Source organism: Ornithinimicrobium faecis, assembly GCF_023923225.1.
Classification (GTDB): Bacteria; Actinomycetota; Actinomycetes; order Actinomycetales; family Dermatophilaceae; genus Ornithinicoccus; species Ornithinicoccus faecis.
In genome coordinates, this window is record NZ_CP099489.1 from 1,788,211 (window position 1) to 1,812,004 (window position 23,794).

At 69.5% G+C, this 23,794-nt stretch carries 24 protein-coding genes; 7 read left to right on the plus strand and 17 right to left on the minus strand.

Going from position 1 to position 23,794, the window contains the following annotated elements; genetic code table 11:
- Positions 1–113: 113 nt before the first annotated feature.
- A complete protein-coding gene (locus NF556_RS08230; protein ID WP_252595156.1) occupies positions 114–1,913 on the plus strand; it encodes a serine/threonine protein kinase in 1,800 nt (599 codons plus the stop codon).
- Here the strand turns inward: NF556_RS08230 and NF556_RS08235 are convergent.
- From NF556_RS08235 to lpdA, 5 genes are all read right to left on the minus strand, one after another.
- Positions 1,889–2,779 (minus strand): hypothetical protein, encoded by an 891-nt coding sequence (locus tag NF556_RS08235; protein ID WP_252595157.1) that lies wholly within the window; start codon positions 2,777–2,779, stop codon positions 1,889–1,891. The genes NF556_RS08230 and NF556_RS08235 overlap by 25 nt on opposite strands.
- Positions 2,780–2,858: 79 nt before the next feature.
- Entirely contained in the window at positions 2,859–4,043 is a 1,185-nt protein-coding gene (tuf, locus tag NF556_RS08240) for an elongation factor Tu (RefSeq protein ID WP_252595158.1), read from the minus strand.
- Positions 4,044–4,490: 447 nt separating this feature from the next.
- Positions 4,491–5,420 (minus strand): TIGR01777 family oxidoreductase, encoded by a 930-nt coding sequence (locus NF556_RS08245; protein ID WP_252595159.1) that lies wholly within the window; start codon positions 5,418–5,420, stop codon positions 4,491–4,493.
- Positions 5,421–5,460: 40 nt separating this feature from the next.
- Positions 5,461–7,380, minus strand: a complete 1,920-nt coding sequence (gene sucB / locus NF556_RS08250; RefSeq protein ID WP_252595160.1) for a 2-oxoglutarate dehydrogenase, E2 component, dihydrolipoamide succinyltransferase — start codon at positions 7,378–7,380, stop codon at positions 5,461–5,463.
- 74 nt (positions 7,381–7,454) lie between these two features.
- On the minus strand, positions 7,455–8,843 hold the full coding sequence (gene lpdA, locus NF556_RS08255; RefSeq protein WP_252595161.1) for a dihydrolipoyl dehydrogenase: 1,389 nt from the start codon (positions 8,841–8,843) through the stop codon (positions 7,455–7,457).
- Positions 8,844–8,942: 99 nt separating this feature from the next.
- On the opposite strand from lpdA, the gene NF556_RS08260 reads away from it, so the two are divergent.
- Both NF556_RS08260 and NF556_RS08265 read left to right on the plus strand, forming a co-directional pair.
- Positions 8,943–9,296, plus strand: a complete 354-nt coding sequence (locus NF556_RS08260; RefSeq protein ID WP_252595162.1) for a hypothetical protein — start codon at positions 8,943–8,945, stop codon at positions 9,294–9,296.
- A gap of 105 nt (positions 9,297–9,401) precedes the next feature.
- A complete protein-coding gene (locus NF556_RS08265) occupies positions 9,402–9,617 on the plus strand; it encodes a DUF5302 domain-containing protein (protein WP_252595163.1) in 216 nt (71 codons plus the stop codon).
- A 167-nt stretch (positions 9,618–9,784) separates the two neighbouring features.
- Here the strand turns inward: NF556_RS08265 and NF556_RS08270 are convergent, their stop codons facing one another.
- Positions 9,785–11,299 carry a leucyl aminopeptidase gene (locus tag NF556_RS08270; RefSeq protein ID WP_252595164.1) on the minus strand — a complete coding sequence of 505 codons (1,515 nt, stop codon included), beginning with the start codon at positions 11,297–11,299 and terminating at the stop codon, positions 9,785–9,787.
- A gap of 79 nt (positions 11,300–11,378) precedes the next feature.
- On the opposite strand from NF556_RS08270, the gene gcvT reads away from it, so the two are divergent.
- Both gcvT and NF556_RS08280 read left to right on the plus strand, forming a co-directional pair.
- Positions 11,379–12,476: a glycine cleavage system aminomethyltransferase GcvT gene (gcvT, locus tag NF556_RS08275; RefSeq protein WP_252595165.1), complete on the plus strand. Its 1,098-nt coding sequence runs from the start codon at positions 11,379–11,381 to the stop codon at positions 12,474–12,476.
- A gap of 337 nt (positions 12,477–12,813) precedes the next feature.
- On the plus strand, positions 12,814–13,299 hold the full coding sequence (locus NF556_RS08280) for a GNAT family N-acetyltransferase (RefSeq protein WP_252595166.1): 486 nt from the start codon (positions 12,814–12,816) through the stop codon (positions 13,297–13,299).
- 73 nt (positions 13,300–13,372) lie between these two features.
- Here NF556_RS08280 and NF556_RS08285 read toward each other — a convergent pair whose 3' ends face one another.
- From NF556_RS08285 to NF556_RS08330, 10 genes are all read right to left on the minus strand, one after another.
- Entirely contained in the window at positions 13,373–14,518 is a 1,146-nt protein-coding gene (locus NF556_RS08285; RefSeq protein ID WP_252595167.1) for a glycerate kinase, read from the minus strand.
- 60 nt (positions 14,519–14,578) lie between these two features.
- Positions 14,579–15,745: a mandelate racemase/muconate lactonizing enzyme family protein gene (locus NF556_RS08290; protein WP_252595168.1), complete on the minus strand. Its 1,167-nt coding sequence runs from the start codon at positions 15,743–15,745 to the stop codon at positions 14,579–14,581.
- A 43-nt stretch (positions 15,746–15,788) separates the two neighbouring features.
- Positions 15,789–16,703 carry a LysR family transcriptional regulator gene (locus NF556_RS08295; RefSeq protein ID WP_252595169.1) on the minus strand — a complete coding sequence of 305 codons (915 nt, stop codon included), beginning with the start codon at positions 16,701–16,703 and terminating at the stop codon, positions 15,789–15,791.
- Between the two features lie 40 nt (positions 16,704–16,743).
- Positions 16,744–17,625: an RNA polymerase sigma-70 factor gene (locus NF556_RS08300; RefSeq protein ID WP_252595170.1), complete on the minus strand. Its 882-nt coding sequence runs from the start codon at positions 17,623–17,625 to the stop codon at positions 16,744–16,746.
- A gap of 20 nt (positions 17,626–17,645) precedes the next feature.
- Positions 17,646–18,212, minus strand: coding sequence for a carboxymuconolactone decarboxylase family protein (locus tag NF556_RS08305; RefSeq protein WP_252595171.1), 567 nt, complete (start codon positions 18,210–18,212; stop codon positions 17,646–17,648).
- A gap of 95 nt (positions 18,213–18,307) precedes the next feature.
- Positions 18,308–18,784: a GNAT family N-acetyltransferase gene (locus NF556_RS08310; RefSeq protein ID WP_252595172.1), complete on the minus strand. Its 477-nt coding sequence runs from the start codon at positions 18,782–18,784 to the stop codon at positions 18,308–18,310.
- A gap of 65 nt (positions 18,785–18,849) precedes the next feature.
- A complete protein-coding gene (locus NF556_RS08315; RefSeq protein WP_252595173.1) occupies positions 18,850–19,407 on the minus strand; it encodes a dihydrofolate reductase family protein in 558 nt (185 codons plus the stop codon).
- Between the two features lie 93 nt (positions 19,408–19,500).
- Positions 19,501–20,085 (minus strand): bifunctional adenosylcobinamide kinase/adenosylcobinamide-phosphate guanylyltransferase, encoded by a 585-nt coding sequence (locus NF556_RS08320; protein ID WP_252595174.1) that lies wholly within the window; start codon positions 20,083–20,085, stop codon positions 19,501–19,503.
- A gap of 78 nt (positions 20,086–20,163) precedes the next feature.
- Positions 20,164–21,201, minus strand: a complete 1,038-nt coding sequence (locus NF556_RS08325) for an SCO2322 family protein (protein WP_252595175.1) — start codon at positions 21,199–21,201, stop codon at positions 20,164–20,166.
- Between the two features lie 41 nt (positions 21,202–21,242).
- Complete coding sequence (locus NF556_RS08330; protein ID WP_252595176.1) at positions 21,243–21,848, minus strand: DUF937 domain-containing protein; 606 nt, start codon at positions 21,846–21,848, stop codon at positions 21,243–21,245.
- Positions 21,849–21,938: 90 nt separating this feature from the next.
- On the opposite strand from NF556_RS08330, the gene NF556_RS08335 reads away from it, so the two are divergent.
- Positions 21,939–22,160 (plus strand): hypothetical protein, encoded by a 222-nt coding sequence (locus NF556_RS08335; RefSeq protein ID WP_252595177.1) that lies wholly within the window; start codon positions 21,939–21,941, stop codon positions 22,158–22,160.
- 68 nt (positions 22,161–22,228) lie between these two features.
- Entirely contained in the window at positions 22,229–23,095 is an 867-nt protein-coding gene (locus NF556_RS08340; RefSeq protein WP_252595178.1) for a PhzF family phenazine biosynthesis protein, read from the plus strand.
- Positions 23,096–23,117: 22 nt separating this feature from the next.
- Here the strand turns inward: NF556_RS08340 and NF556_RS08345 are convergent, their stop codons facing one another.
- The gene (locus NF556_RS08345) at positions 23,118–23,747 is read right to left on the minus strand and encodes a DUF3043 domain-containing protein (protein ID WP_252595179.1); all 630 of its coding nucleotides are present in this window, start codon (positions 23,745–23,747) and stop codon (positions 23,118–23,120) included.
- Between the last annotated feature and the right edge of the window lie 47 nt (positions 23,748–23,794).

Genomic DNA, 23,794 nt, shown 5'->3' on the forward strand with positions numbered 1-23,794 from the left:
CGTGTGGCTGGTCGTGTGGCTGGTCACGATGTCGCTGGTCACGATGTCGCAGGTCGGGGCGGGGCTGTGGACAAGTTCTGCGGCGAGGGCCTCAGATGGGGCAGCGTGCGGGCATGGACGTCCCCAGCATCCCCGGCTATGACGTGCTCGGTCGCATCGGCGCCGGCGCGAGTGCGCAGGTGTGGCGCGCCCGCCGGGTCGCCGACGATCTCGACGTTGCCCTCAAGGTGGTCTCGACGGGGGCTGACCAGGTCTCCTCGGCGCTGCGCGAGGCCGGCGTCCTCACCCGGGTGCGCCACCAGCACGTGATCCATCTGTATGACGTGGTGCCGGTCCCCGGGGTCGGTGGCCGTCACGACGGGGTGGCCCTGGCGATGGAACTCGCCGAGGGCGGATCCCTCGCCGAGGTGCTCGGTGCCCGGGACCACCTGACCCCGGGGGAACTGGTCACCGTGTGCTCGCCCCTGGCCACGGCGCTGGCCGAGCTGCACCGGGCCGGTGTCGTGCACGGCGACATCTCCCTGGGCAATGTGATCTTCCGAGCGGATGGCATGCCGCTGCTGGCCGACCTGGGTGTCTCGCGGATCGCGGGTGAGCGGCGCGACGAGACCTACGGCACCGACGGCATGGTGGCACCGGAGGTGATGGAGGGCTTCGAGCCCACCGCGGAGTCCGACGTCTATGGGCTGGGTGCCCTCGCTTGGCGATCGCTGGTGGGGGAGCCGCCCGGGTGGGTCGGCACCCGTCCTGAGCTGGCCGAGTTGCGGCCCGAGCTGCCCGCCGATCTGGTGACCCTGGTGACCGCGTGCCTGTCGGGGGAGCCCGCGGACCGTCCGGAGGCCGAGGAGGTCTCCGTGGCGCTGTTTGCCACCGCTCGCCCCGAGCCCGTCGCGCTTGCTCCCGGTGCCGACCCTGCTGCGGGCCTGACGCAGCGGATCCGCGCCGACCTGCGCGGTGGGCGTGACGCGGGCACCGACTCCGCCGACGAGTCCCAGGGTGCGCAGTCAAAGGGCGCCCGGGCCAAGGGCGCCCAGTCGGGTGCTCGTCGGCTGCGGGTGCCGCACCCGCGTGCGCTGCTGCGCGGGAGGGACCGGGACCGGGGCCGGGGCCGGGGCCGGGGGAGCCGTCGACGACAGGGTGGGCGTCCCTCCCGCAGGGTGGGTCTGTGGGTGGCGGGCGCGGGGGCCGTCGCAGTGATCGCGCTGGTCGTGTCGACCTGGCTCGGGTCGCTCTTTGGCGGGGCTCCCCCTGTCGCCGGCGACGATCAGGCCGCGACGGCGGACAGCCTGGCGGTGGTGGGCGGCGCTGACCCCGTGCCTGCTGAGGACTCCGCCGAGGACAGTGCGACGATCACCGACACCGCGAGTCCGAGTCCAGCAGACCCCACGAGTGACGAGCCCGAGGACGTGGCTGCGCCGCCAGAGGTGGACCCCGACGAGGGCCCAGAGGTGGACCCCGACGAGGACTCAGATCAAGACCCAGAAGGGGACCCGAACCCTGCTGCCGATCCAGCCGCCGACCCGACGGCCTCGGCACAGCACCTTCTCGACGCCCGGGCTGCCGCGTGGCGCTCCGGTGACCCGGCGGACCTGGAGGCGGTCCACGCAGCCGGTTCGCCGGCCCGCGAGCAGGAGACCCAGGCGCTGACGGACGCGCAGGATCTGGACGTGACCTATCGGGGCCTGGAGTTCACGGTCGGCTCGGCCGAGGTCCTGGCGTCCGGGCCGGAGCGTGCGGTCCTCGAGGTTGAGGTGAAGCGGTCGGACTATCAGGAGGTCACCCCGTCCGGCGAGGTCGCGCACGAGGGCCGATCCGATGTGGTCGAGCTGGAGCTGCGACTCAGCGAGGGAGAGTGGCGGATCTGGGGTTGGGGCGATGCCGCCCAGGCTCAGGCGGGTGCGGCGAGCGGATAGGGCGGCAGCGCGTCGATCAAGGCAAACATCCGCTGCCAGACCGCGATGTCCAGCGGGTCCGGGGTCTCGGGCTGATAGACGATGAACCACCCACCGGCGACCTCGGCCTCCCAGGGCGCGGTGGGCACCGCGAGCAGTGCCTGCACCTGCGGGGTGAAGACCGTGGCGGCGACTTGCTCTGCGGTCGGTCCCGCGGTGGTTGTCTGTTCGACTGCCGCCCCGGCGGTCACGATCTCGTTGGAGCTGAACACCAGGGGCGGGAGCTCCTCCTCGGCGAGCAGCACTGCGAGGTAGCGGCAGCTGCCCTGGTCCTCCGGCGGGCTGCCGTCCGGCGGGTTCCCGGAGTGCCAGGACTCGGTGGCGACGTGGCACTGCCGCCCGCCCTGGGTCCAGGCGACCAGGTCTCGGCGGACGCGGTTGCCGGCGAGGCCGCGCCCGAAGATCCGCCCCGGGAGGTCACCGCCCTCCGCGACCGGAGCGGCGTCGAAACCGTTGTCGTTGGCGAAGGCCATCAACTGGTAGTGCTCCTCCCAGCCACTGGCCACCTTGGTGACCTGCCGTCGCAGCATGATCCACAGCACGAGGCCGACGGCGACCGCGAGGCCGAGCGTGAGCAGCAGACCGACGGTGCCGCTGTCGTCCCCATCGAGGATCATCCCGATGGCGACACCCGCAAAGATGAGACACACCAGGGCGGTGGAGATCGCGAGCATGGCCACCCAGGCGGGAGCCCGCAGCCGTGGACCGTCAGTGGCCGGCCCGTGCTGCTCGGCCCACTTGTCCTCCTGGCGCACGGACTCGCGCCACGCGGCGACGACTCTGGCCGGAGGAGTGTGCAGCAGTGATGTGAAGTTGATCCCCGCCATGGCCCACACGTTAACCGCGGACGCTGGCATGGCTCCGGCCCGACACCATCAGGTGTCGGGCCGGAGCTGCGGCGCACGCTCAGACGAGCGTGGTGATCCTGCCTGCGGCGACGGTCCGCCCGCCCTCACGGACGGCGAAACCCAGGCCTGGCTCGAGGGCGATCGGCTTGTCCAGGTGCACGGTCACCTCGACCGTGTCACCGGGCATCACCAGCTCCACCTCGCCGAGGTCCATCCGCCCGGGAACGTCCGTGGTGCGGAAGTAGAACTGCGGCCGATAGTCACCGGCAAACGCCGTGTGCCGTCCGCCCTCGTCGGCGGTCAGCGTGTGCAGCGTCGCGGTGAAGCCCTGGTGGGGCTGCACCGACCCGGGCAGGGCTAGCACCTGGCCGCGCTGGACGTCCTCCCGGCGCACACCACGCAGCAGGACCGCGGCGTTGTCACCGGCCTGCACCTCCTCCAGCGTCTTGCCGAAGGTCTCCATGCCGATCGCCACCGAGGTGACGGTCTCGCCCAGACCAATGACCTGCACGCTCTCGCCGATGCGCAGCGAGCCACGCTCGACGGCACCGGTGACCACGGTGCCTCGACCACTGATGGTCAGGGCACTCTCGACCGGCATCAAGAACGGGCCGTCCACCTCACGTGCGGGCAGCGGCACGTAGTCGTCGACCGCCTGCAGGAGCGCGGTGACCGACGCCGTCCAGCGCGGGTCGCCATCGAGGGCGCCGAGCGCGGAGACCGGCACGACCGGCACCTCGTCACCAGGGAAGCCGTAGTCGCTGAGCAGCTCGCGCACCTCGAGCTCGACGAGGTCCAGCAGCTCTGGGTCGTCCACGGTGTCGGCCTTGTTCAGCGCCACGATCAGGTGGGGGACGCCCACGCGCTGCGCGAGCAGCACGTGCTCGCGGGTCTGCGGCATGGCGCCGTCCTGGGCGGACACGACGAGGATCGCGGCGTCCACCTGCGCTGCTCCCGTGATCATGTTCTTCACGAAGTCGGCGTGACCTGGCATGTCGACGTGGGCATAGTGCCGGGTGGCGGTCTCATACTCCACGTGCGAGATGTTGATCGTGATGCCGCGCTGGGTCTCCTCCGGGGTCCGGTCGATCCCCTCGAAGGCCACGAACGTGTTGGCCTCGGGGGAGGCGTCAGACAAGACCTTGGTGATGGCCGCGGTCAACGTCGTCTTGCCGTGGTCGACGTGACCCATCGTGCCGATGTTGAGGTGCGGCTTGGACCGGATGAACTGGCTCTTGGCCATGGTGATTCTGCTTTCTGTGCCAGGCACATGATGCTGTGCCGTGTTGCGCCGGCGGGCAGGCGTGCGCGGGCGGGTGCCGGAGAGGGGCGTCCGCGCCAGGACCGCGGTGCGGGCACGCCCTGCTGAGAAACCAGCGGGTGCCCGGAAAGGGTGGCCGACCCTCCTCCGTGGGTCCTGCTGGAGCGGGAGGAGGGTCAGACTTCAGCGCCGTCGCACAGGAAGTCCACGGCCACGGCGCAGCGCTCATCGCCCGAGCGGCGAGTGCCGGTCAGGGGAGCGAAGCCAAAGGCGGTGGACATGTTCATCACAGTATCCGGGCAACGCCGGCCGGTGCCACGGAATTCCTGCCGACCAGCAGAGGCGGTCTTCAGGCCACTCTGGGGAGAGCCGGATCGCGTTCGGTCCATGGTGGGAAGGTCTGGACCGCCGGTTCACGCCGCTCAGTCATCACCCGGTGACCCAGGCGGCAGCGCTCGCGAGGTCGGGGTGGCTGTGCTCGAACCCGTGCTCCTGCAGCACCGTGGGCAGCACCCGCTGACTGCCGAGCACCTCACCGGCCATCTCACCGAGGGCCAGGCGCAGCGCGATCGTGGGAGCGGGCATCAGGGACGGGCGGTGCAGCATGGCCGCCAGTGCCTTCACAACCGCCTTCTGTCGCTCGGGCTCCGGGGCGGTGAGGTTGACCGGTCCGGTGATCTCCGGATGGTCCAGCAGCCAGATCATGGCGGCGATGTGGTCGGGCAGGGTGATCCACGACCAGAACTGTGTGCCGTCGCCCATCGGTCCACCCAGCCCGAAGCGCACCAGCGGCAGCAACCTGGCGAGCGCTCCACCGGTGCGGCTGAACACGATCCCGGAGCGCAGGTGGGCGACGGGCAGTCCGCCGTCCTCGGCTGCCCAGGTGGCGTGCTCCCAGTCCTGCACCAGGTCGGGGACGAAACCAGATCCGAGGGCGCTCTGCTCGGTCAGGCGGACATCGCCGCGACTGCCGTAGACACCGATTGCTGAGCCCGACAGCAGCCGCGGCTTCTGGGGGAGGGCGAGCAGTGCCTGGCACAGCGCCGCCGTGTTGGGAACCCGGGAGTGGACCAGCGTGTCCTTGTAGCGCGCCGTCCACCGCCGATCACCCAGCCCCGCACCGGCGAGGTTGACTGCGGCGGTCACTCCGTCGAGGGCTCCGCGGTCGGACAACCCGTGCGCCGGGTCCCACTGCACCTCCCGCACCCCCTCGGGCACGTCCTGGGTCGGGGGACGACGGACCAGGTGCACGACACCGTCCCCACGGGCACGCAGTGCCTCGGACAGCGCAGAGCCGAGCAGTCCGCTCGAGCCGGTGATGGCCACGAGGTGGTGCGGACTGCTCGGCTCTGATGTCACTGTTGTGCCTGTCTTGGATCAGACGATGTGCCTGTCTGGGTCAGACCTCGAAGGAACCTTCCTCGAGGCGCTCCTTGACCGTGCCGAGGAAGCGGGCGGCGTCGGCGCCGTCCACGATCCGGTGGTCGTAGGTCATGGCCAGATAGACCATCGAGCGGATGGCGATGGTCTCGCCGCCGTCCTCGTCGATCACGACGACCGGCCGCTTCACGACCGACCCGGTGCCCAGGATGGCCACCTGCGGCTGGTTGATGATCGGGGTGTCGAACAGCGCGCCACGGCTGCCGGTGTTGGTGATGGTGAAGGTGCCACCACCGAGCTCGTCCGGCATCACCTTGTTGGTGCGGGTCCGCTCGGCCAGGTCCGCGATCTTGCGGGAGATGCCGGCGATGTTGAGGTCACCGGCGTCCTTGATGACCGGGACGATCAGGCCCTTCTCGGTGTCCACCGCGATGCCGACGTTCTCGGTCGGGTGGTAGATGACCTGGTCCTCCTCGACGCTGGCGTTCACGTTGGGGTGGACCTTCAGCGCCTCGACCGCGGCCAGGACGAAGAACGGCATGTAGGAGAGCTTGACGCCCTCGCGTGCCAGGAAGTCGTCCTTGGTCTTGTTGCGCAGCCGGGCCACCTTGGTGAGGTCCACCTCGATGACCGTGGTCAGCTGGGCGCTGGTCTGCAGCGACTCGACCATCCGGCTCGCGATGAGCTTGCGCAGGCGCGACATCTTCTCGGTGGTCCCGCGCTTGGGCGAGGCCTCCACCGGAGCCGACGAGCCGCCCGACGGCGCGGCTGCCGGAGCAGAGGCTGGGGCGGCGGGTGCTGCACTCGGCGCCGGGGCGGACGGGGCCGACTTCGCGGCCTCCTCAGCCTTGCGGGCGGCGTCGAGCACGTCCTGCTTGCGGATGCGCCCACCCACGCCCGTCCCGCTCAGCGTGTTGAGGTCGACCTTGTGCTGGGCCGCGAGCTTGCGGACCAGCGGGGTGACATAGGCGCTGACATCGCCACCGGACTGCTCCGGGGTGCCGACACCACTGGCCGTGCCGGGGGAGTCACCAGTCGGTGCGGCAGCCTTCTCGCCGCCCTCCTGTCCGGACTCCTTGGCGGCCTGCTCGTGCAGCTCGGCGTCCTCAGCCAGGTCAGGTGCGGACTGCGTGGCCTCCTCCTGCTTCTGGTCGGCCTGCTCGGCGGACTCGTCAGCCTTGGGCTCCTCAGCGGGAGCCTCAGCCTTCGGCTCCTCCTTGGGCTCCTCGGCGGGAGCCTCCTGCGCCGGTGCAGAACCGCCGCCGGAGCCACCGACCACGGCCAGCTCGCCACCGACCTCGACGGTCTCGTCCTCCTGGGCCAGGATCTTGGTCAACTTGCCGGCCACGGGCGAGGGGATCTCGGTGTCGACCTTGTCAGTGGACACCTCCAGCAGGGGCTCGTCGACCTCGACGTCGTCGCCCTCGGCCTTCAGCCAGCGGGTGACGGTGCCCTCGGTGACCGACTCACCCAGCGCGGGCATCGTGACGGTCTCACCGCCAGAGTCACCGCCACCAGAATCACCGCCACCAGAGTCACCGCCACTGCTCTGCGCCGGGGCCTCCTGGGCGGGCGCCTCCTCAGCAGGCTCCTCAGCGGGGGCCTCCTCCGCAGCGGCCTCGGCGGGCTCCTCAGCGGGGGCCTCCTCGGCAGCGGGCTCCTCTGCAGCAGCGTCACCACCGGAGGAGTCACCACCGTCGGAGCCGTCGCCGATCACCGCGAGGTCACCGCCGACCTCGACGGTGTCGTCCTCCTCGGCGAGGATCTCCTGCAGCACGCCAGCAATGGGTGAGGGGATCTCGGTGTCCACCTTGTCGGTGGACACCTCCAGCAGGGGCTCGTCGACCTCAACGGCGTCACCCACATTCTTGAGCCAGCGGGTCACGGTGCCCTCGGTGACGGACTCACCCAGGGCCGGCATGGTCACGCGTTCAGACATTCGACGTCTCCTCGTCCGGGGCCTTGCAGTCTACGGATTCTCCTGCCATCTGGCAGGACGTGTGTGGTGTTGCGTCAGGCATGAGCGTGCAGCGGCTTGCCCGCCAGCGCCAGGTGGGCCTCGCCCAGTGCCTCGTTCTGGGTGGGGTGCGCGTGGATCAACTGTGCCACCTCATCGGGCAGTGCCTCCCAGTTGTAGATCAGTTGAGCCTCGCCGACCTGCTCGCCCATCCTGGCACCCACCATATGGACACCGACGACGGCCCCGCCCTCGGCGCGGACCAGCTTCACGAAACCGGCCGTGCCCAGGATCTGGGACTTGCCGTTGCCACCGAGGTTGTACTCATAGGTGCTCACCTCGCCGTGCTTCTCCCGGGCCTGGGCCTCGGTGAGTCCCACGGAGGCAATCTCCGGGTCGCAGTAGGTCACGCGCGGGATGCCCGCCTCGTCGATCGGGGTCGGGTCCAGGCCGGCGATCTGCTCGGCGACGAAGATGCCCTGGGCAAATCCGCGGTGCGCCAACTGGAGGCCGGGGACGATGTCTCCCACGGCATACAGGCCGTCGACGCCGGTCCGGCAGCGCTCGTCGGTGGTGACGAAACCGCGGTCCAGAGTGGCGCCGGCCTCCTCATAGCCCAGCCCGTCGGTGACCGGGCCGCGCCCGACCGCCACCAGCAACAGGTCGGCCTCGATCGTGTCGCCGGACTCGAGAGAGACCTGCACCGCGTTGTCGTCCTGGGTGGCGCCGGTGAACTTCACACCGGTCTTGACGGTGATCTTGCGCTTCTTGAAGGCCCGCTCGAGCGTCTTGGACACGGACTCATCCTCGGCCGCGACCAGACGCGGCAGGGCCTCGACGACGGTCACCTGGGCACCGAAGGAGGCGAAGACCGACGCGAACTCGACACCGATCACGCCACCGCCGAGCACCACGACGCGCTCCGGCAGCTCGGCCAGAGTCATCGCCTGGTCGCTGGTCATGATGCGGCCACCGATGTCCAGGCCGGGAATGGACCGGGCGTAGGAACCGGTCGCCAGCACGACGTTCTTGCCGGTGAGGGTGCGCTCGCCGACCTGCACCGTGGTGGGGGAGGACAGCTGCCCGTGCCCCTCGACATACTCGATGGTGGCCGAGCTGACCAGGCCCTGCAGGCCCTTGTAGAGCCGGCCGATGACCCCGTCCTTGTAGGAGTGGACCTTGGCGATGTCGATCGAGTCGAGCGTGGCGTTGACGCCGAACTTGGCGCCGGCGCGCGTGGAGTCGGCCACCTCCGCCGCGTGCAGCAGCGCCTTGGTGGGGATGCAGCCCCGGTGCAGGCAGGTGCCGCCGAGCTTGTCCTTCTCGACCAGGGCGACCTTCAGACCGAGTTGCGCGGCGCGCAGGGCACAGGAATAGCCGCCGCTGCCACCGCCCAGGATCACGACGTCGAAGGTGTTGTCATCATCGGGTGGGTTTTGCGCCATGTGAGCATCTTGTCAAACACTCGGCGCGGCGACCACCGAGGGGCCGGTCTCGGTGTCGCGGCACCGAAAGCGGAGGGGTCGCGCGGTAATCTCCCACCTATGGCGTGGTGGAGGCGACGGAAGAACAGTGGTGTCGGCGGGGATCTCGGGACCCCGAGGGGACGCAGCGACGGCCCGGCAATGGCCATCGACCACAAGGCGGTCCGTGCCCACATGGAGGGCTGGGTGGCCAGCCACAAGGGCGTCGAGGCCTATGTCGAGCCGGCCACCAACGTGAGCACCACGACGCTGATCCTGATCGCCACCGACGGCGAGTGGACCCGGCGCGCCGTCGGCACGCCCAAGGCCGGTTTCGAGCTGGGGCGGTTGCTGCAGATCCCGGTCTATGACGTGAACCAGACCGGCTATCCCGCGCGGATGCGCGAGTGGAACCGGCGCAACAAGAAGCGCTGACCCGCGCCCGTCGCGGGACCCGCGTGACGCCGCGCCGAAATGGGGTCGTCGAGATGCCCTCGGGCATGGGAGGCTGACCGCACGGAACGACCACGGGAGGTGGCCATGACGGAAGACAAGTCCGCACCGGACCAGAGCAGCCAGAGTGAGCACGTCGAGGACGACGTCAAGCGCAAGTTCCGCGAGGCGTTGGAGAAGAAGAACAACTCCGGCGCCGGCAAGGACGTCTCGGACAATGCCGAGCACGGCAAGGTCGGTCACGCCGCGCGCCAGAAGACCTCCGGCGCCCAGCAGATGTTCCGCCGCAAGAGCGGCGGCTGAGCCAGCCCAACGGCGCTCCCAACGTGCCAGCATGACGATGCCCCGGACCCGCAACGGATCCGGGGCATCGCCTTGTATGCCGAGGGGTCACCTGCTCAGGTGAGGCTCACCGAGTCTGAGGTTGGCCACGTCGGTGAGCGGGCGGCATACGGCCTGGTCTGTGGTCCTCAGGCGTAGGACCGCGCCAGCTCGATCAGGGCGCGGACACCCGAGCCGGTGCCGCCGGTGGGGGTGTAGCCCCAGGCGCCCTTCTCGTTGAAGCCCGGCCCGGCGATGTCAACGTGCGACCAGCTGATCGCCTCGCCCGCAGCGTCCTTGCCGACGAACTCCTCGAGGAACTTGGCGGCGACCATCATGCCGCCGGCGCGGTCACCGGTGTGCTTCAGGTCGGCGACGGGGGAGTCCATCGAGCCACGGATCTCCTCGGGCAGCGGCATGCCCCAGGCAGCCTCACCGGCCCCGGTGGCCGCGGTGGTGACGCGCTCGCGCAGGTCATCGTCGTTGGCCATGACGCCCATCGTGCGGTTGCCGAGCGCGATGACGCAGGCACCGGTCAGGGTGGCGATGTCGACGATGGCGTCCGGCTGCTGCTCGGAGGCCAGCGCGATGCCGTCGGCCATGACCAGGCGGCCCTCGGCGTCGGTGTTGATGATCTCGACGGTGCGTCCGCCGCGCATGGTGACGATGTCGCCGGGGCGCTGGGCCAGGTCACCGGTCATGTTCTCCGCGAGGCAGAGATAGCCGGTGACCGCGACGGGCACCTTGAGCTCGGCCAGGGCCAGGATCGAGGCGGCCACGGCGGCGGCGCCGGCCATGTCGCACTTCATGGTGACCATGCCGGTGCCGGGCTTGATGCACAGGCCGCCGGAGTCAAAGGTGATGCCCTTGCCGACGAAGGCCAGGTGGACCTTGGCGCCGCGCGGCTTGTAGGTCATGGTGACCAGGCGCGGGGGACGCCCGGAGCCCTGCCCGACGCCGAGGATGCCGCCGCACCCCTCGGCCTGCAGTTTGTCGGTGTCCCAGACGTCGATCTTGACCTTGGTGCCGGCAGCGTGCTGGCTGACCGAGTGCGCGAAGCTCTCGGGGAAGAGCACGTTGGGCGGGGTATTGACCAGGTCACGGGCATAGCGCACAGCGTCAGCCACCGTGGCCGACTGGCCGGCGATGTCCTCCTTGTGGCGGCCCTTGAGATAGACCTGAGCGCTGGCCAGCGGTGCCTTGGCGCTCGCCGCCTTGCCCTCGCCCAGGAAGGTCTGGAAGGCATAGCCGCCCAGCAGCACGCCCTCGGCCACGGCACGGGCCTCCTCGGCGCCGCCCCCGAGAGCGAACACGGCGGAGTCCTTGCCGGCCAGGGCGCGGACGGCGGCCCCGGCCGCGCGGCGGTGGCGCTCGCTCGCGTGGGGAGCGCTGTCGCTGGGCCTGCCGCTGGTGGGCTTGCCGGTGCCGACGACGAGCACGAGGCCCGCAGCCACGCCCGGGACTCCCGCGAGCTTGACGACCTCGTCGGCCTTGCCGCTGGCCCCTGTGGCGCTCAGGTTCTTGGTGATGTGGGTGACGGCGTTCTTGGGCAGATCTGTGCCCTCCGCCAGCAGCGCGCCGTCCTCCCCGGCGGTCGAGGCGAGCACCAAGGCATCCACCTTGGCGGTCGCGATCCTGCTGTCAGTCAGTGTCAGTGTGGTCATCTTTGTCCGTTCAGTCGTCGTCGACATGGGCTGCGGGGCCGGATTGAGCCTAGCTGCACCGGGGGCTACGGTGTGATCCATGTCTGCCGAGTCGCTGAAGACCTCCCCCGTGCATGACCGTCATGTCGCCCTCGGCGCCAAGATGGCCGACTTCAGTGGGTGGCAGATGCCCATTGAGTATGCCGGGGTGAAAGCTGAGCACACCGCCGTGCGTGAGCGGGTGGGCATCTTTGACGTCTCCCACCTGGGCAAGGCCCTGGTGCGCGGCCCCGGGGCCAGGGACTTTGTCAACAGCTGCTTCACCAATGACCTGGGCCGCATCGAGCCGGGCAAGGCGCAATACACCATGTGCTGCAACGAGTCCGGCGGCGTGGTGGACGACCTGATCCAGTATCTGAAGTCCGACGACGAGGTCTTCCTCATCCCCAACGCGGCCAACAACGCCGAGGTTGTGCGGATGCTGACGGAGGCGGCGCCCGAGGGCATCGAGGTCATCAACCAGCACACTGACTATGGCGTCCTGGCAGTCCAGGGGCCCAAGAGCGATGAGGTGCTCACTGCCCTCGGTCTGTCGGTCGGGAATGACTACATGAGTTTTGCCGAGACGACGTGGGAGGGCAAGCCGCTCATCGTGTGCCGGACCGGCTACACGGGGGAGCGCGGCTATGAGCTGCTGCCCGCCTGGGACCAGACCGGTGCCCTGTGGGACGCCCTGGTGGCCGCGATGGAGCCGTTCGACGGGATGGCGGCAGGGCTCGGCGCCCGCGACACACTCCGCACCGAGATGGGCTATGCCCTGCACGGCAACGAGCTCTCCACCGAGATCACCCCGGTGATGGGCCGCACCGGTTGGGCCGTCGGCTGGAAGAAGGACACCTTCTGGGGCAAGGACGCGCTCGCCGCCGAGCGGGAGGCCAAGAACACCCGGATCTCGTGGGGTCTGGACGTGACCGGTCGCGGCATCCCGCGGGCAGGCTGCGACGTGAAGTCGGCTGATGGCACGGTGATCGGCACCGTCACCTCCGGCACTTTCTCGCCGACCCTGGGCAAGGGCGTGGCCCTGGCCCTGCTGGACCGCACGGCCGCCGAGGGCGACGACGTCGTCATCGACGTGCGTGGGCGCGACGTCACCGCGCAGGTGAAGAAGCCCCCGTTCATCGAGGTCGGCGTCCGCTAACCAAATTAATAAAGGTCTCGCACGCCCGCCCCGTCTTTTGATACAGGTCTCGTACGTCGCTCCCGGCTTTTGATACAGGTCTCGTACGTCGCTCCCGGCTTTTGATACAGGTCTCGCACGCCCTCCTCGGTGCTGGCGACCCGGCTCGCTCATGGCCGAGATCCGCGCCAACCTCCTCGACCAGGGACCACAGGTCGGCGAAGCCGGTGCCACAGGTTGGCGGTGGAGCCCGGGTTGTCGAGCTCCGCCCACGCCGACGCTGATCGCCCGCCCGTGGCATCGCACCGTCGTGCCAGCATTGGTCCGCAGTGTCGGTGCTCGCAGTTACGTTTCGTTGATGAACCTCAAGTTGTGCGAAGTCACCAGTCAGAACGTGCACGCCCTGATGGAGTTTCCGTTGCGGCCCGGCCAGGAACGCTTCGTTGCGCCGGTCGCGAACTCGATCGCCGAGGCCTCCGTGACTCCCACAGCGTGGCCACGTGCAATCTGTGACGGCGACGATGTTGTCGGGTTCGTCATGGCCAACTTCGACCCGGACAACGAGTTGGCGGCCTTTCGCTGCGGGATCTGGAGACTGCATGTCTCGGCAGATCAACAGGGACGTGGCGTGGGGCGCTTTGCCGTCGAAGAGGTCGCCCGAGAAGCCCGGCGACGGGGGAACGAGCAGATGACTGTGCTGTGGGTTCAGGGCGACGGTGGACCAGAGCAGTTCTATCTGCGCTGCGGCTTCGAGCCGACCGGCGAACGACTGTTCGGCCAGATCCTGGGCGCCCGCAGCACACACACTGCGGCCACTGGCACACCGCCCACACGCGCGTCGTGATCAGGTCGCTGGGTGACGCGGAAGTCTTGGCCGCGTGGCTCGTGGTTGTGCCCTCGTGCTCGGCGTGGCGAGGCTAGCGCTGCTCGCGCCAGTGTCGGACCGCACCAGCGGTGACCTCGGTCAGGCTCGCTGCAGTCTCGTGGAGCGCTGCCTCTCCACCGACTTCCTCGACCAGGGACCACACCGCGGCGAAGCCGGTGCCCTCGCGACCCTCCGGGTCGACCATGCCCGCCACCGCGATCGTGGGCAGGCCGTGCGTGGCTGCGAGCTCGGCCAGCGCCACTGGTCCCTTGCCATAGCGGCTCTGCGCGTCCAGCTTGCCCTCACCGGTGAGCACCAGGTCGGCCTGCTTCAGGGCGTCGGGCAGGCCGATCAGGTCCATCACCAGGTCGCCGCCGGGCCGGACCTCCGCGCCGAGCAACGCCATCAGCCCCCACCCGAGGCCGCCCGCTGCCCCCGCGCCGGGACGCTCGCGCAGGGGCTCGCCGTCAACGGCTGACTCGACGACGTTGGCCACGGTCGCCAGCCCCTGATCCAGCAGGGCGACCTCGTCCGGGCCAGCGCCCTTCTGCGGGCCATAGACAGCTGCTGCCCCGGTCGGACCGAGCAGCGGGTTGGTGACGTCGGTGGCCGCGACGAAGGAAGTGCTGGTGACACGCGGGTCCAGCCCGGTGAGGTCAACAGACACCACCCGGTCCAGCTCGCCCGGACCGACGACCTCGCCGTCAGCATCAACGAACCGAGCGCCCAGCTCGGCGACCAGCCCCGTGCCGCCATCGGTGCAGGCCACGCCGCCCAGGCCGATCGCGACACTGGTCGCACCCGCGTCCCAGGCTGCCCGGATGAGGGCGCCGACCCCGGCACTGCTGGCCCGCAGCGAGGTCCGCGGCGTCGGCGAGATCAGTTGCAGCCCGCACGCCTGCGCGGACTCGATGACCGCAGTGGTCCCGAGCATCGCGAACTGCGCTTCCACCGGGTCTCCCAGGGGTCCGGGGACCGTCAGCCGGTGCTCCGTGGCACCGGTGGCCAGGATCGCCTCGACCGTGCCCTCCCCGCCGTCGGCCAGTGGGATCTCGTCAACGACGGCATCCGGGAGCACCGCACGCACGCCAACAGCCATCGCCGCGGCCGCCGCCGGACCGCTCAGGGTGCCCTTGAACTTGTCCGGAGCCACCACGACGCGGACACCGCCAACATCACCCGGTCGGTCATCCACCATGGAACAGCCCTTCTGTGCCGCTGCGAGATTGCCGCCTTCACGCCCCCGCTGCCCGGAAGCCTAGGAGAGCAGGCTCGCACACACCTTCGCCAGGTCGGACTTGCCCTCGAAACCGATGCCCGGGAGTTGCGGCATACGGATGTGGCCGTCCTCAACGGTGCACCCGTCCGGGAAGCCGCCAAACGGCTGGAACAGGTCGGGATAGGACTCGTTGCCGCCCAGGCCCAGACCGGCCGCGATGTTGAGCGACATCTGGTGGCCACCGTGCGGGATGAAGCGGCTGGGGGCCCAACCGAGCTCGCCGAGGGCCTTGAGGCTGCGCAGATACTCCACCAGGCCATAGCTGAGGGCGCAGTCCAGCTGCAGGAAGTCACGCTGGGGGTCCATGCCGCCATACAGGCCGAGGTTGCGGGCGTCCCAGTGCGAGAACAGGTTCTCTCCGGTCGCGATCGGCAGGGTCCCGGCGCGCTCGGACACCAGGCGCGTGCCCTCATAGTCCAGCGGGTCGACGGGCTCCTCAAACCAGAACAGGTCGTAGTCCTTGATCGCCTCGAGGCACTCCACGGCCTGCTCACCGGTGAAGCGGCCGTTGGCGTCGACCATCAGGCGCTGACCCTCGCCCAGGATGCTGAGGGCCGCCTCGATGCGGGTCCGGTCCTCGGCCAGGGGGGCGCCACCGATCTTCATCTTCACCACGGTGTAGCCGCGGTCGAGATAGCTGGTGAGCTCGTCCTTCAGACCCTGCAGACCCTTGCCCGGGTGGTAGTAACCGCCTGCGGCATAGACGAACACGCGCGGGTCGGGGGTCCCGGTGCCATGGCGCTCGGCGAGCAGGTCGAACAACGGGCGCTCCTCGAGCTTGGCGCGCGCGTCCCACAGGGCCATGTCGAGCACGCCGACGGCGACCGAGCGCTCACCGTGGCCGCCGGGCTTCTCGTTGGTCATCATCGTGTCCCACGCGCGGTGCGGGTCGAGCAGGCCACTCTCGTCCAGCAGCGACTCTGGCTCCGCCTCGAGCAGTCGCGGCACGAACCGCTCCTTCATCAGCGCGCCCTGGCCGTAGCGGCCGTTGGAGTTGAACCCGAAGCCGACCACGGGCTTGCCGTCGCGGATCTCGTCGGTCACCACCGCCACCAGGCTCAGCGTCATCTTCGAAAAGTCGATGAACGAGTTGCGGATGGGGCTGGAGATCGGGAAGGTGCGCTCCCGAATGTCGACGATTCTCATGCGGTGAACCTATGGCCGGGTCGCGGCGCCTGTCCAAGACCAGTTATGGATGCGGGTCATCCAGATTGCTTATGTCCGCAGGCCAGTCCAGGTCCACGGCGAGGTCCAGCAGGACCTGGGCGGCCGGTGTCAGAGCCGTATGCCGACAGATCAGGTCGACCTCGACGCGCAGGGGCGACTGAAGTTGGCAGACCACGGCCCCGGCCCGACGGGCCAGGTCGGCCCAGGCGGACGACAGGACCGCGACACCGACCCCGGCCAGCACGAGCGGCAGGATGGCAGAGCGGTGCTCGACCTCGACGGCGATCGTCAGGCCCGACTCGGCGCAGAGCTGGTCAGCCATCGCCCGCATCACGCTCCCGGGAGGGGAGGCGATCAGTCGCTGACCGTCCAGGTCGCCCGGTGTCAGTGGGCGATCCGAGGGAAGCGACGTGTCGGGCGGGGCGAGCAGGACCATGTGCTGTTGGCCCAACCGGTGGGCGGTGATGGCGGGAGGGTAGGGCGCTGCGAGGGCACCCACGAGCCCGAGCTCGCAGGCTCCGCTGAGGACCAGGGCCACTGCGTCGTCGCGCCCGAAGGCGGCACGGGCGTTGACGGTGATCCCGGGGTGGCGCTCGCTGAGCCGGGCGGTCAGTGAGGTGAAAGGCTCAATGCTCTGAGATGGCATGAGCGCCAGGTCAATCCGTCCGGTGTGGTCGGTGCCGATCGACTGGGTGGCGGCGCGGGCAGCGTCCAGGTCGCGCAGCACCTGCCGCGCCATCGGGACCAGCGTCGCCCCGGCGTCGGTGAGACGCACGCCGCTGGGCACACGGTGCAGCAGCGGAACCCCGAGATCCTTCTCCAGGGCGGCCACGGCCTGCGAGAGCGCCGGCTGGCTCACGTGCAGATGGGTCGCTGCCCTGCCGAAGCCGCCGTGGGTCACGACTCCGAGGAAATAGGTGAGCTGGCGAGTGTCCATGGCGGTGCCAGCGTAGTCACCAGGTCATCGGGTCATTGGGTCAGCGGCTCAGTTGTGCCGCGCCTCCCTGTGCCCGGCGGAGCTTCTCCGGATTGCGCATCAGATAGAGCGCGGTCACCAGACCGCGCTCCAAGCGCACGGTCACCACGACGTCGAGCTCCCCGGCTCCGAAGAAGCGCAGGGCAGGCTGTCCGTTCATGGTGGTGAGGTCATAGGTCAGCACGTCGGGATAATTGAAGAAGACCCCGGCCATCCAGCGCAACGCCTTCTCCGCGCCGTGGATCGGTCGCAGGGCCGCCTTCTTCAGCCCGCCCCCGTCGGAGAACAGCACGACATCAGGGGCCAGGAGCTCCATCAGCGGCTGGAGATCGCCGCCATCAGCCGCCGCCAGGAAGAGGCGCATGACCTTCTCGGCCTCTGGGTGCGTCCCCGGTGGGGGACGCTGGCTGCGCACCGCGCGGCCTGCCCGACTGGCCACCTGGCGCACCGCCGCCGGTGACTTGTCCACCGCCGCCGCGATCTCGGCATACTCAAAACCGAAGACCTCGCGCAGGACGAAGACGGCCCGCTCGGTGGGGGAGAGCGTCTCCAGGACCAACAGCATCGCCGTGGAGAGCGAGTCCGCGAGCTCGACATCCTCGGCGACGTCCGGGCTGGTCAGCAACGGCTCGGGCAACCACGGGCCGACATAGGTCTCGCGGCGGCGCTCGAGCGTGCGGATGCGGTTGAGTGCCTGGCGGGTGACGATCCGGACGAGATAGGCGCGCGGGTCCCGGACCGCAGACTGGTCCACCTCGGACCACCGCAACCAGGTCTCCTGCACCACGTCCTCGGCATCGACAGCGGACGAGAGCATCTCGTAGGCGACGGTGAACAGCAGGCTGCGGTGCTCCACGAACGGATCACTCGCCTGGTCGCTCACTGGGCCGCTCCCTGGGTCGGTCACTGGGCCAACGGTGCCAGGTCGCAGGAGTCTGCGAAACCCTGGGACGTCAGCCCCATCGCCGAGTTGGCCCGGGACCGCATGTTCTCCACGGCGATGAGCTCGGTGAGCTCGACCAGCGCAGCCGACCCGAGACGCTCGTGCAGGCTGGCGACCATCTCGTCGGTCACCTCAAGAGGCGTGACGCTCATCGCCTCGGCATAGGCCAGCACGTCACGCTCGAGCGGGGTGAACACGGTGCTGTCGCGCCACATCGGGACCTGGCGTGCCTTCTCCTCGTCGAGCCCCTCGGTGTGGGCCAGGAAATAGCCGAAGTCCAGGCACCAGCTGCAGCCGACGGTGGCTGCCGACGCCATGACGGCGTAGGCCTTCAGCTGCGGGTCGCACGCGGACAGCTTGGCGAGCTTGCGCTCGAAGCCCAGGAGCGCCCGTGTGAGCGGACCGTGGTGGAGCAGGACGTAGGCAAAGTCCGGGACCTCGCCGTAGGTGCGGCGGGCGTAGGCACTGAGAATCCGCGCGAAGGGGCCGCTCAGGTTGGCCTTGGGGATCCGGAAGTTGCTGGGCATCTGGTGCTCCTCATCGGTCGTGCGGCCCCTGGTGGGCCGGCTGACCATGAAGACACCGCTGCTGCCGGATCTGTGACAAGACGTGCTGCGGATGCTCACAGGGAGCGCTTGAAACCCTCGTGGCTCGCCTGGTAGCCCAGTCTGGAATAGAAGCGCTGGGCGTCGGAGCGGGTCTTGTCCGAGGTCAGTTGAGCGAGGACCGCGCCCTGCTGTCGGCCGTGCTCGTGGGCCCACTCGAAGAGCGCCGTGCCGAGCCCGGTGCCTCGGACGGTGGAGGCAAGGCGGACCCCCTCGATCTGAAGTCTCTTGGCGCCTCCGCGCGAGAGGCCCGGGATGAGCGTCAACTGCATGGTGCCGACGAGGTTGTCCTCGCCGTCACGCACCGTGAGCAGGAGGTGGTTCGGGTCACGGTCGATCTCGCGGAAGGCCGCGAGATAGGGCTCGAGCTCGGACGATTCTCGATGGGCACCGAGGACGTCGTCCGCTAGCAGGGCGACGAGAGCGGGGACGTCTGACTCGACCGCGCGAGCGAGCGCAAACTGGCCCTCGTCGAACTCGAATGGCTTCACCACCCAAGGTGCCCATCAACGCTCACCCAGCCGCACGGCATACGGTCGGACGAATTGACGCGACCCGCTCAGCGGGTCCGGTAGCGCGCATAGATCAGCCCACTGTCGAACGAGCGCTCCTCGACCAGCTCGAGGTCGAGGCGCACGCCGTCGGGGAAGAACCGCTTGCCGCCGCCGACCACGCTCGTGGTGATGAACAGGTGATACTCGTCCACCAGACCCGCCGCGATCGCCTGCGCTGCGAGGGTCGGTCCATCGACCGTGAGGTCCTGGTCTGACTCGGCCTTGAGCGCGCGGATCGCGTCCGGGTCGAAGGTCCGCTCGATCCTGGTCCGCTCGCTGGACACGGACTCCAGCGTGGTGGAGAAGACGACCTTCTCCGCCGCCCGCCAGTCCTCGGCATACTGCAGGATGTGCGGTGGTTGGTCGGGCTCGTTGCGCGCGGTCTCCCAATAGACCATCGTCTCGTACATCCGCCGGCCGTAGAGGTAGGTGCCGACGGGGCGGAACAGGTCGTTGATGAAGGTGTGCACCTCCGGGTCTTCGGCCCCGGTGCCGAGGCCGCCCTCCTCAGCCTCGGCATAGCCGTCGAGCGAGCTGATCATGGAGTATATGAGTTTGCTCATGGGGATCTGACCCGCTCTCGCCCCGAAACTCATCGACAGAAGCTCATCGACGCCTGGGCAGCGGCGTGGACGATGTCGTGACGGTGTGACGGACTAGGAGAAGGCGGGGGAGACCGCGCGGGTGGCCCCCAGCAGCGAGGGAGCGTCGCTGAGATCGACGACCCGACCGCCGACGATCAGGTGCACCCGGTCACTCTGCGCGCTGAACCGGTGATTGACGTGGGACAGCACCTCGTGGTGGGTCCGCTCGCGCTCGGTGTTGGCCGGCAGTCCCCAGCCGACCTCGTCGGAGATCGCCACGACGTCGTGCGGCAGCGAGGTGTAGGCCACCAGCAGCTCGTCGACCAGAGGGTCGATGGTGTGGATCGCCTGTGCGGGCGCGCCCCACAGGCCGTGTTCATCGAGCACCCGCCACAGCCAGTGGGACAGCGTGTCGATGATGACCGGGTGCCGGGAGAAGACCAGGGCCTGCGACAGCGCGGTCGTCTCCACCGTCTTCCAGTCCTCGGGGCGGACGGCGCGCGAGCTCTCCACCCGGTCACGCCAGACGGGGTCGGAGGAGTCGGGGATGCCCCGGCCGGTCGCCAGGTAGGTCACACGGTCATGCGCAGCGAGCAGGGACACGGCGTAGGCAGACTTGCCATTGCGCGCGGCACCGAGCACCAGTGTCGTGGTCATGCCAAAACCCCCAGGACGAGCGGAATGCCTTCAGCCTAGTCGATGTCGCGACCGAGGATCAGGGGATTGTTGCCGGGCTCAGCGGCCGCCGTCGGGGTCGTCCCAATGGTGGTCGTTGTGCTGGTTGTCGTGCTGGTCGCTGGTGGCCTCCCGCTGGGCCTCCTCGAGCCTCCGGTTGCGTGCGGAGGTGGCCACGAAGGCCAGGATCCCGAGCAGCACCAGGATGCCAACGGCCCAGGCCCAGGGCGGTATGCCGTCACTTGAGTCATCCTCTGTGTCGGCTTCGTCGGGGGTCTCGGAGGGAGGAGCCTGCGTCTGGTCCTCGGCAGGGTCGGTCTCGGTCGCGCCCTGGGTGGACTCCTCCGTGGCCTCCTCGGTCGCCGGGTCCGTCGGTTCGTCGGTGGTCGCGTCCTGGGAGGTTGCGTCCTCTGAGGTTGCCTCGTCGGATGAGTCATCCTCGGACGTCGGCGCCGTTGTGTCTTCCTCGGTCGGCTCGTCGGTGGCCGTTGGCTCCGGCGGGGGCTCGTCCGAGGGCGCTGCCACGATGGGCGTCCCGATCGGGATGACGGGGATCTCGATCGACTCGTCGGCGGCCAACTGCTCGGGCGTCGGGTCGGCGACCTCCTCGCTGCACCCGGCTGACGGAAAGCCAGCGAGACCGCAGATCATGTTGGCGCCATCGGTCCGGACGTCCGAGACAGCCGACTGCACCATCTCCAGGGTGGTGGCACCGGGCTCGCCGACGACGCACTGGGCGCCGGGGGTGAGCGGCGCCTCGCCGTCAGGTGCGTCGACGTCACGCCCTGGGTCGATGACCAGTGCGACTCGCTTGCTGCCGTCCTCGGCAGCGACGTCCGCACAGACGTCGTCGAACTCGAGCACGGCGCGTGGTGTGCGCACGTCCTCGCCGGAGGACACCGCGAAGCGCAGGGCCTGCACCGTCCCGTCGTCGGGGACCGTGGTGCCCACGCCCTCCACAGCGAAGGCCCACTCGTCGTCAACCAGTTGGTAGTAGCCCCAGAACTGATAACCGACGGCTTGCGCCGACAGCGGGGCAACCAGGACGGCGATCAGCGCCACCGCGAGCGCGGCGGCTGTGCGGCGGAGACGACTCATGTTTGCGAGCCTAGTGGCCGCAGCAACCCCCGCTCGGGGCGTTAGCGCTTGCCGCCGAGGAGCCCGCCCAGCAGGTCATCCAGGCCGAAGCCGCCGGACTGACCCTGCGCGGGGGACTTGCCGAGGGCGCCGCCGAGCAGATCGCCCAGGAGGTCGCCGACCCCACCCTGGCCGGTCGGTGCGGTGTCCTTCGAGGTCTGCTGGGGGGCATCGCCGCCGAGGGCGTCACCGAGCACGCCGCCCAGGCCGCCGCCTCCGCTGAGCTTCCGGGCCAGCCAGGAGAGCACGATGGGCGCCAGGATCGGCAGCAGCTTCTTGATCAGTCCGCTGCCGGCGCCGCCTCCGAGGCCGCCGAGCTGGTTGACGACGTCCTCACTCTGGTTGCCGAAGATGTGGCTGACGATCTTGGCGCCGTCGTCAGTGTCGATGGTGGACGCGTCAGTCATCGGGTCGCGGTCGGTGTGGTCGCTCAGGGCTCCGGTCAGCGCCGCGGCGCCCTCGGGCTGTTGGGCGTTGGCGCTGAGGCCACCCACCAGCGCGGGCAGGACCTGCTTGACCGCCTGCTCGACCTCGGCCTCGTCGGCGCCCACCTGCTGCGCCAACTGGGACATGGGGATCGCGGACAGCAACTCGGTGTACTGGCTCATCGTGCCAACCCTTCAGGTCGTCGGTCCCCGCCGGACCGAAGAGGTCACGAGACTAAGGCACACAAGGGGGTCTGTGCCTAGTCTGGAGTCATGAGTGATGTGTTTACGTGGCGATATGGCGACGAGACCGGGGCGACGATCCCCGACCTGGGGCTCACCGGAGTGGCCTTCCCCTCCCAGGCTGACGCGGAGGGTTGGCTCTCCGATGAGTGGCACACGCTGGCCGACGCCGGCGTGAAGTCGGTGACGCTGCTCAACGGGGACCACGAGGTCTATGGCCCGATGAGCCTGGGGCCAGCCGACATCGACTGACCCCGCCCGCCGGACCCCACTGTCGGACCCGGCTGGAACAACCTGATGCACGATCCCGTTGGCGCATCATGACGACAACGGCTGAGATCATGCGATACACCGCCTTCTCAAGTGATCCAGACGGAGGCAACCCTGCTGGCGTCGTGCTCGACGCCGCTGGCCTGCAGGATGCGGACATGCTGGCCATCGCCGCGGACCTCGGTTTCAGCGAGTCTGCCTTCCTGACGGCCCCACCGGAGGACCTCGAGGCTCCACCTGGGCGGGGGTTCACCATCCGGTTCTTCAGCCCCAAGGCCGAGGTCCCGTTCTGCGGGCACGCCACCGTCGCCACCGCGGTCGCTCTGGGCGAGCGCACCGGCCCGGGGGAGTTCGTCTTTGCCACGCGTGCGGGCACGGTGCCGGTGCGGGTGGAGCAGAGCCCCGCTGGCCTGCGGGCCACCCTCACCACCGTCGCGCCGCACACCGAGGCGGTCGGGGAGGCTGACCTGACCGAGGCCCTGGCGGCGCTGGACTGGCAGCACGCTGAGCTCGACGACACCGTGCCCCCGCGGATCGCGTTCGCCGGTGCCCGTCACCTGGTGCTGGCCGCAGCGACCCGGGATCGCCTCGCGGACCTGTCCTACGACTTCGAGCGCCTCGAGGCATTGATGCGCCGCCTGGATCTGACCACTGTGCAGCTCGTGTGGCGTGAGTCAGAGAGCGTCTTTCACGTCCGGGACCCGTTCCCGGTCGGGGGTGTGGTGGAGGACCCAGCCACGGGGGCCGCCGCCGGAGCGTTCGGCGCCTATGCCCGTGAGATCGGCCTCGTGCCGTCCGCAGCGGTGCTGACGCTCCACCAGGGCGAGGACATGGGTCGCCCGGGGGAGCTCACGGTTGAGCTGCGCGAGGGCGATCCTCGCGTGCACGTCTCGGGAGTCGCATCGCGGATGGCCTAGCGGCGGTGCCCAACCAGATGGCCTAGCGGCGGTGCACAACCACCGGCTCGCCGCGCTTGATCTGCGGGCGGGGCACACGGGACATCCGCATCTGGAGGGAGCGGAGCGCGACATACCAGGCGTTGCCGCGGGTGTGAGCCTCGCCGAACTCCTCGGTGACGCGCTTCTTGGCGCGTCGCCCCAGCAGCCAGGCGTCCAGGATGCCGATGACCATCACGCCGTAGACCACCGGCAGGATCAGGAGCTGCGCCTGCGGGTTCTGCCCGCCGAGCAGCATCGCCGCCAGCACGATCAGCATCAGCGGCAGCAGGAACTCACCGATGTTCCAGCGGGTGTCGACCATGTCGCGCAGCAGCCGCTTGACGGGGCCCCGGTCGCGCGGCGGCAGGTATTTTTCCTCGCCCCGCAGCATGCCCTGACGTGCTTCCTCGCGCTCGACCCGCTGACGCGCCTTCTGGTCGGACTTGACTGCCTTGGCGTTGCCCACGAGGGGGCGCCGATTGGCCGCCTCCTGGGCCTTGCGCTTCGGGGTCGGACGGTTCTTGGCGCCGGGGCGCTCCTCGACGACGGGGGCGGCCTCGGGCTCTGCGGTGGGCTTCTTGCGGGACAACACCACACCACTGTATGCCGTGGGGCGGCTATCGTCGGCCACGTGACTTCTCAGAACCCCACCTCCCAGAACAACCCGGCGGCCCTGGC

Excerpts from the sequence above, each read along its gene's own strand:
- gcvT (WP_252595165.1), top strand. The coding sequence starts at position 11,379 with ATGTCTGCCGAGTCGCTGAAGACCTCCCCCGTGCATGACCGTCATGTC.
- NF556_RS08325 (WP_252595175.1), bottom strand. The coding sequence starts at position 21,201 with ATGAGTCGTCTCCGCCGCACAGCCGCCGCGCTCGCGGTGGCGCTGATC.
- sucB (WP_252595160.1), bottom strand. The coding sequence starts at position 7,380 with ATGTCTGAACGCGTGACCATGCCGGCCCTGGGTGAGTCCGTCACCGAG.
- NF556_RS08330 (WP_252595176.1), bottom strand. The coding sequence starts at position 21,848 with ATGAGCCAGTACACCGAGTTGCTGTCCGCGATCCCCATGTCCCAGTTG.
- NF556_RS08340 (WP_252595178.1), top strand. The coding sequence starts at position 22,229 with ATGACGACAACGGCTGAGATCATGCGATACACCGCCTTCTCAAGTGAT.
- lpdA (WP_252595161.1), bottom strand. The coding sequence starts at position 8,843 with ATGGCGCAAAACCCACCCGATGATGACAACACCTTCGACGTCGTGATC.
- NF556_RS08230 (WP_252595156.1), top strand. The coding sequence starts at position 114 with ATGGACGTCCCCAGCATCCCCGGCTATGACGTGCTCGGTCGCATCGGC.
- NF556_RS08285 (WP_252595167.1), bottom strand. The coding sequence starts at position 14,518 with ATGGTGGATGACCGACCGGGTGATGTTGGCGGTGTCCGCGTCGTGGTG.
- NF556_RS08260 (WP_252595162.1), top strand. The coding sequence starts at position 8,943 with ATGGCGTGGTGGAGGCGACGGAAGAACAGTGGTGTCGGCGGGGATCTC.
- NF556_RS08235 (WP_252595157.1), bottom strand. The coding sequence starts at position 2,779 with ATGGCGGGGATCAACTTCACATCACTGCTGCACACTCCTCCGGCCAGA.
- NF556_RS08305 (WP_252595171.1), bottom strand. The coding sequence starts at position 18,212 with ATGCCCAGCAACTTCCGGATCCCCAAGGCCAACCTGAGCGGCCCCTTC.
- NF556_RS08280 (WP_252595166.1), top strand. The coding sequence starts at position 12,814 with ATGAACCTCAAGTTGTGCGAAGTCACCAGTCAGAACGTGCACGCCCTG.
- NF556_RS08265 (WP_252595163.1), top strand. The coding sequence starts at position 9,402 with ATGACGGAAGACAAGTCCGCACCGGACCAGAGCAGCCAGAGTGAGCAC.
- NF556_RS08290 (WP_252595168.1), bottom strand. The coding sequence starts at position 15,745 with ATGAGAATCGTCGACATTCGGGAGCGCACCTTCCCGATCTCCAGCCCC.
- NF556_RS08315 (WP_252595173.1), bottom strand. The coding sequence starts at position 19,407 with ATGAGCAAACTCATATACTCCATGATCAGCTCGCTCGACGGCTATGCC.
- tuf (WP_252595158.1), bottom strand. The coding sequence starts at position 4,043 with ATGGCCAAGAGCCAGTTCATCCGGTCCAAGCCGCACCTCAACATCGGC.
- NF556_RS08320 (WP_252595174.1), bottom strand. The coding sequence starts at position 20,085 with ATGACCACGACACTGGTGCTCGGTGCCGCGCGCAATGGCAAGTCTGCC.
- NF556_RS08335 (WP_252595177.1), top strand. The coding sequence starts at position 21,939 with ATGAGTGATGTGTTTACGTGGCGATATGGCGACGAGACCGGGGCGACG.
- NF556_RS08270 (WP_252595164.1), bottom strand. The coding sequence starts at position 11,299 with ATGACCACACTGACACTGACTGACAGCAGGATCGCGACCGCCAAGGTG.
- NF556_RS08295 (WP_252595169.1), bottom strand. The coding sequence starts at position 16,703 with ATGGACACTCGCCAGCTCACCTATTTCCTCGGAGTCGTGACCCACGGC.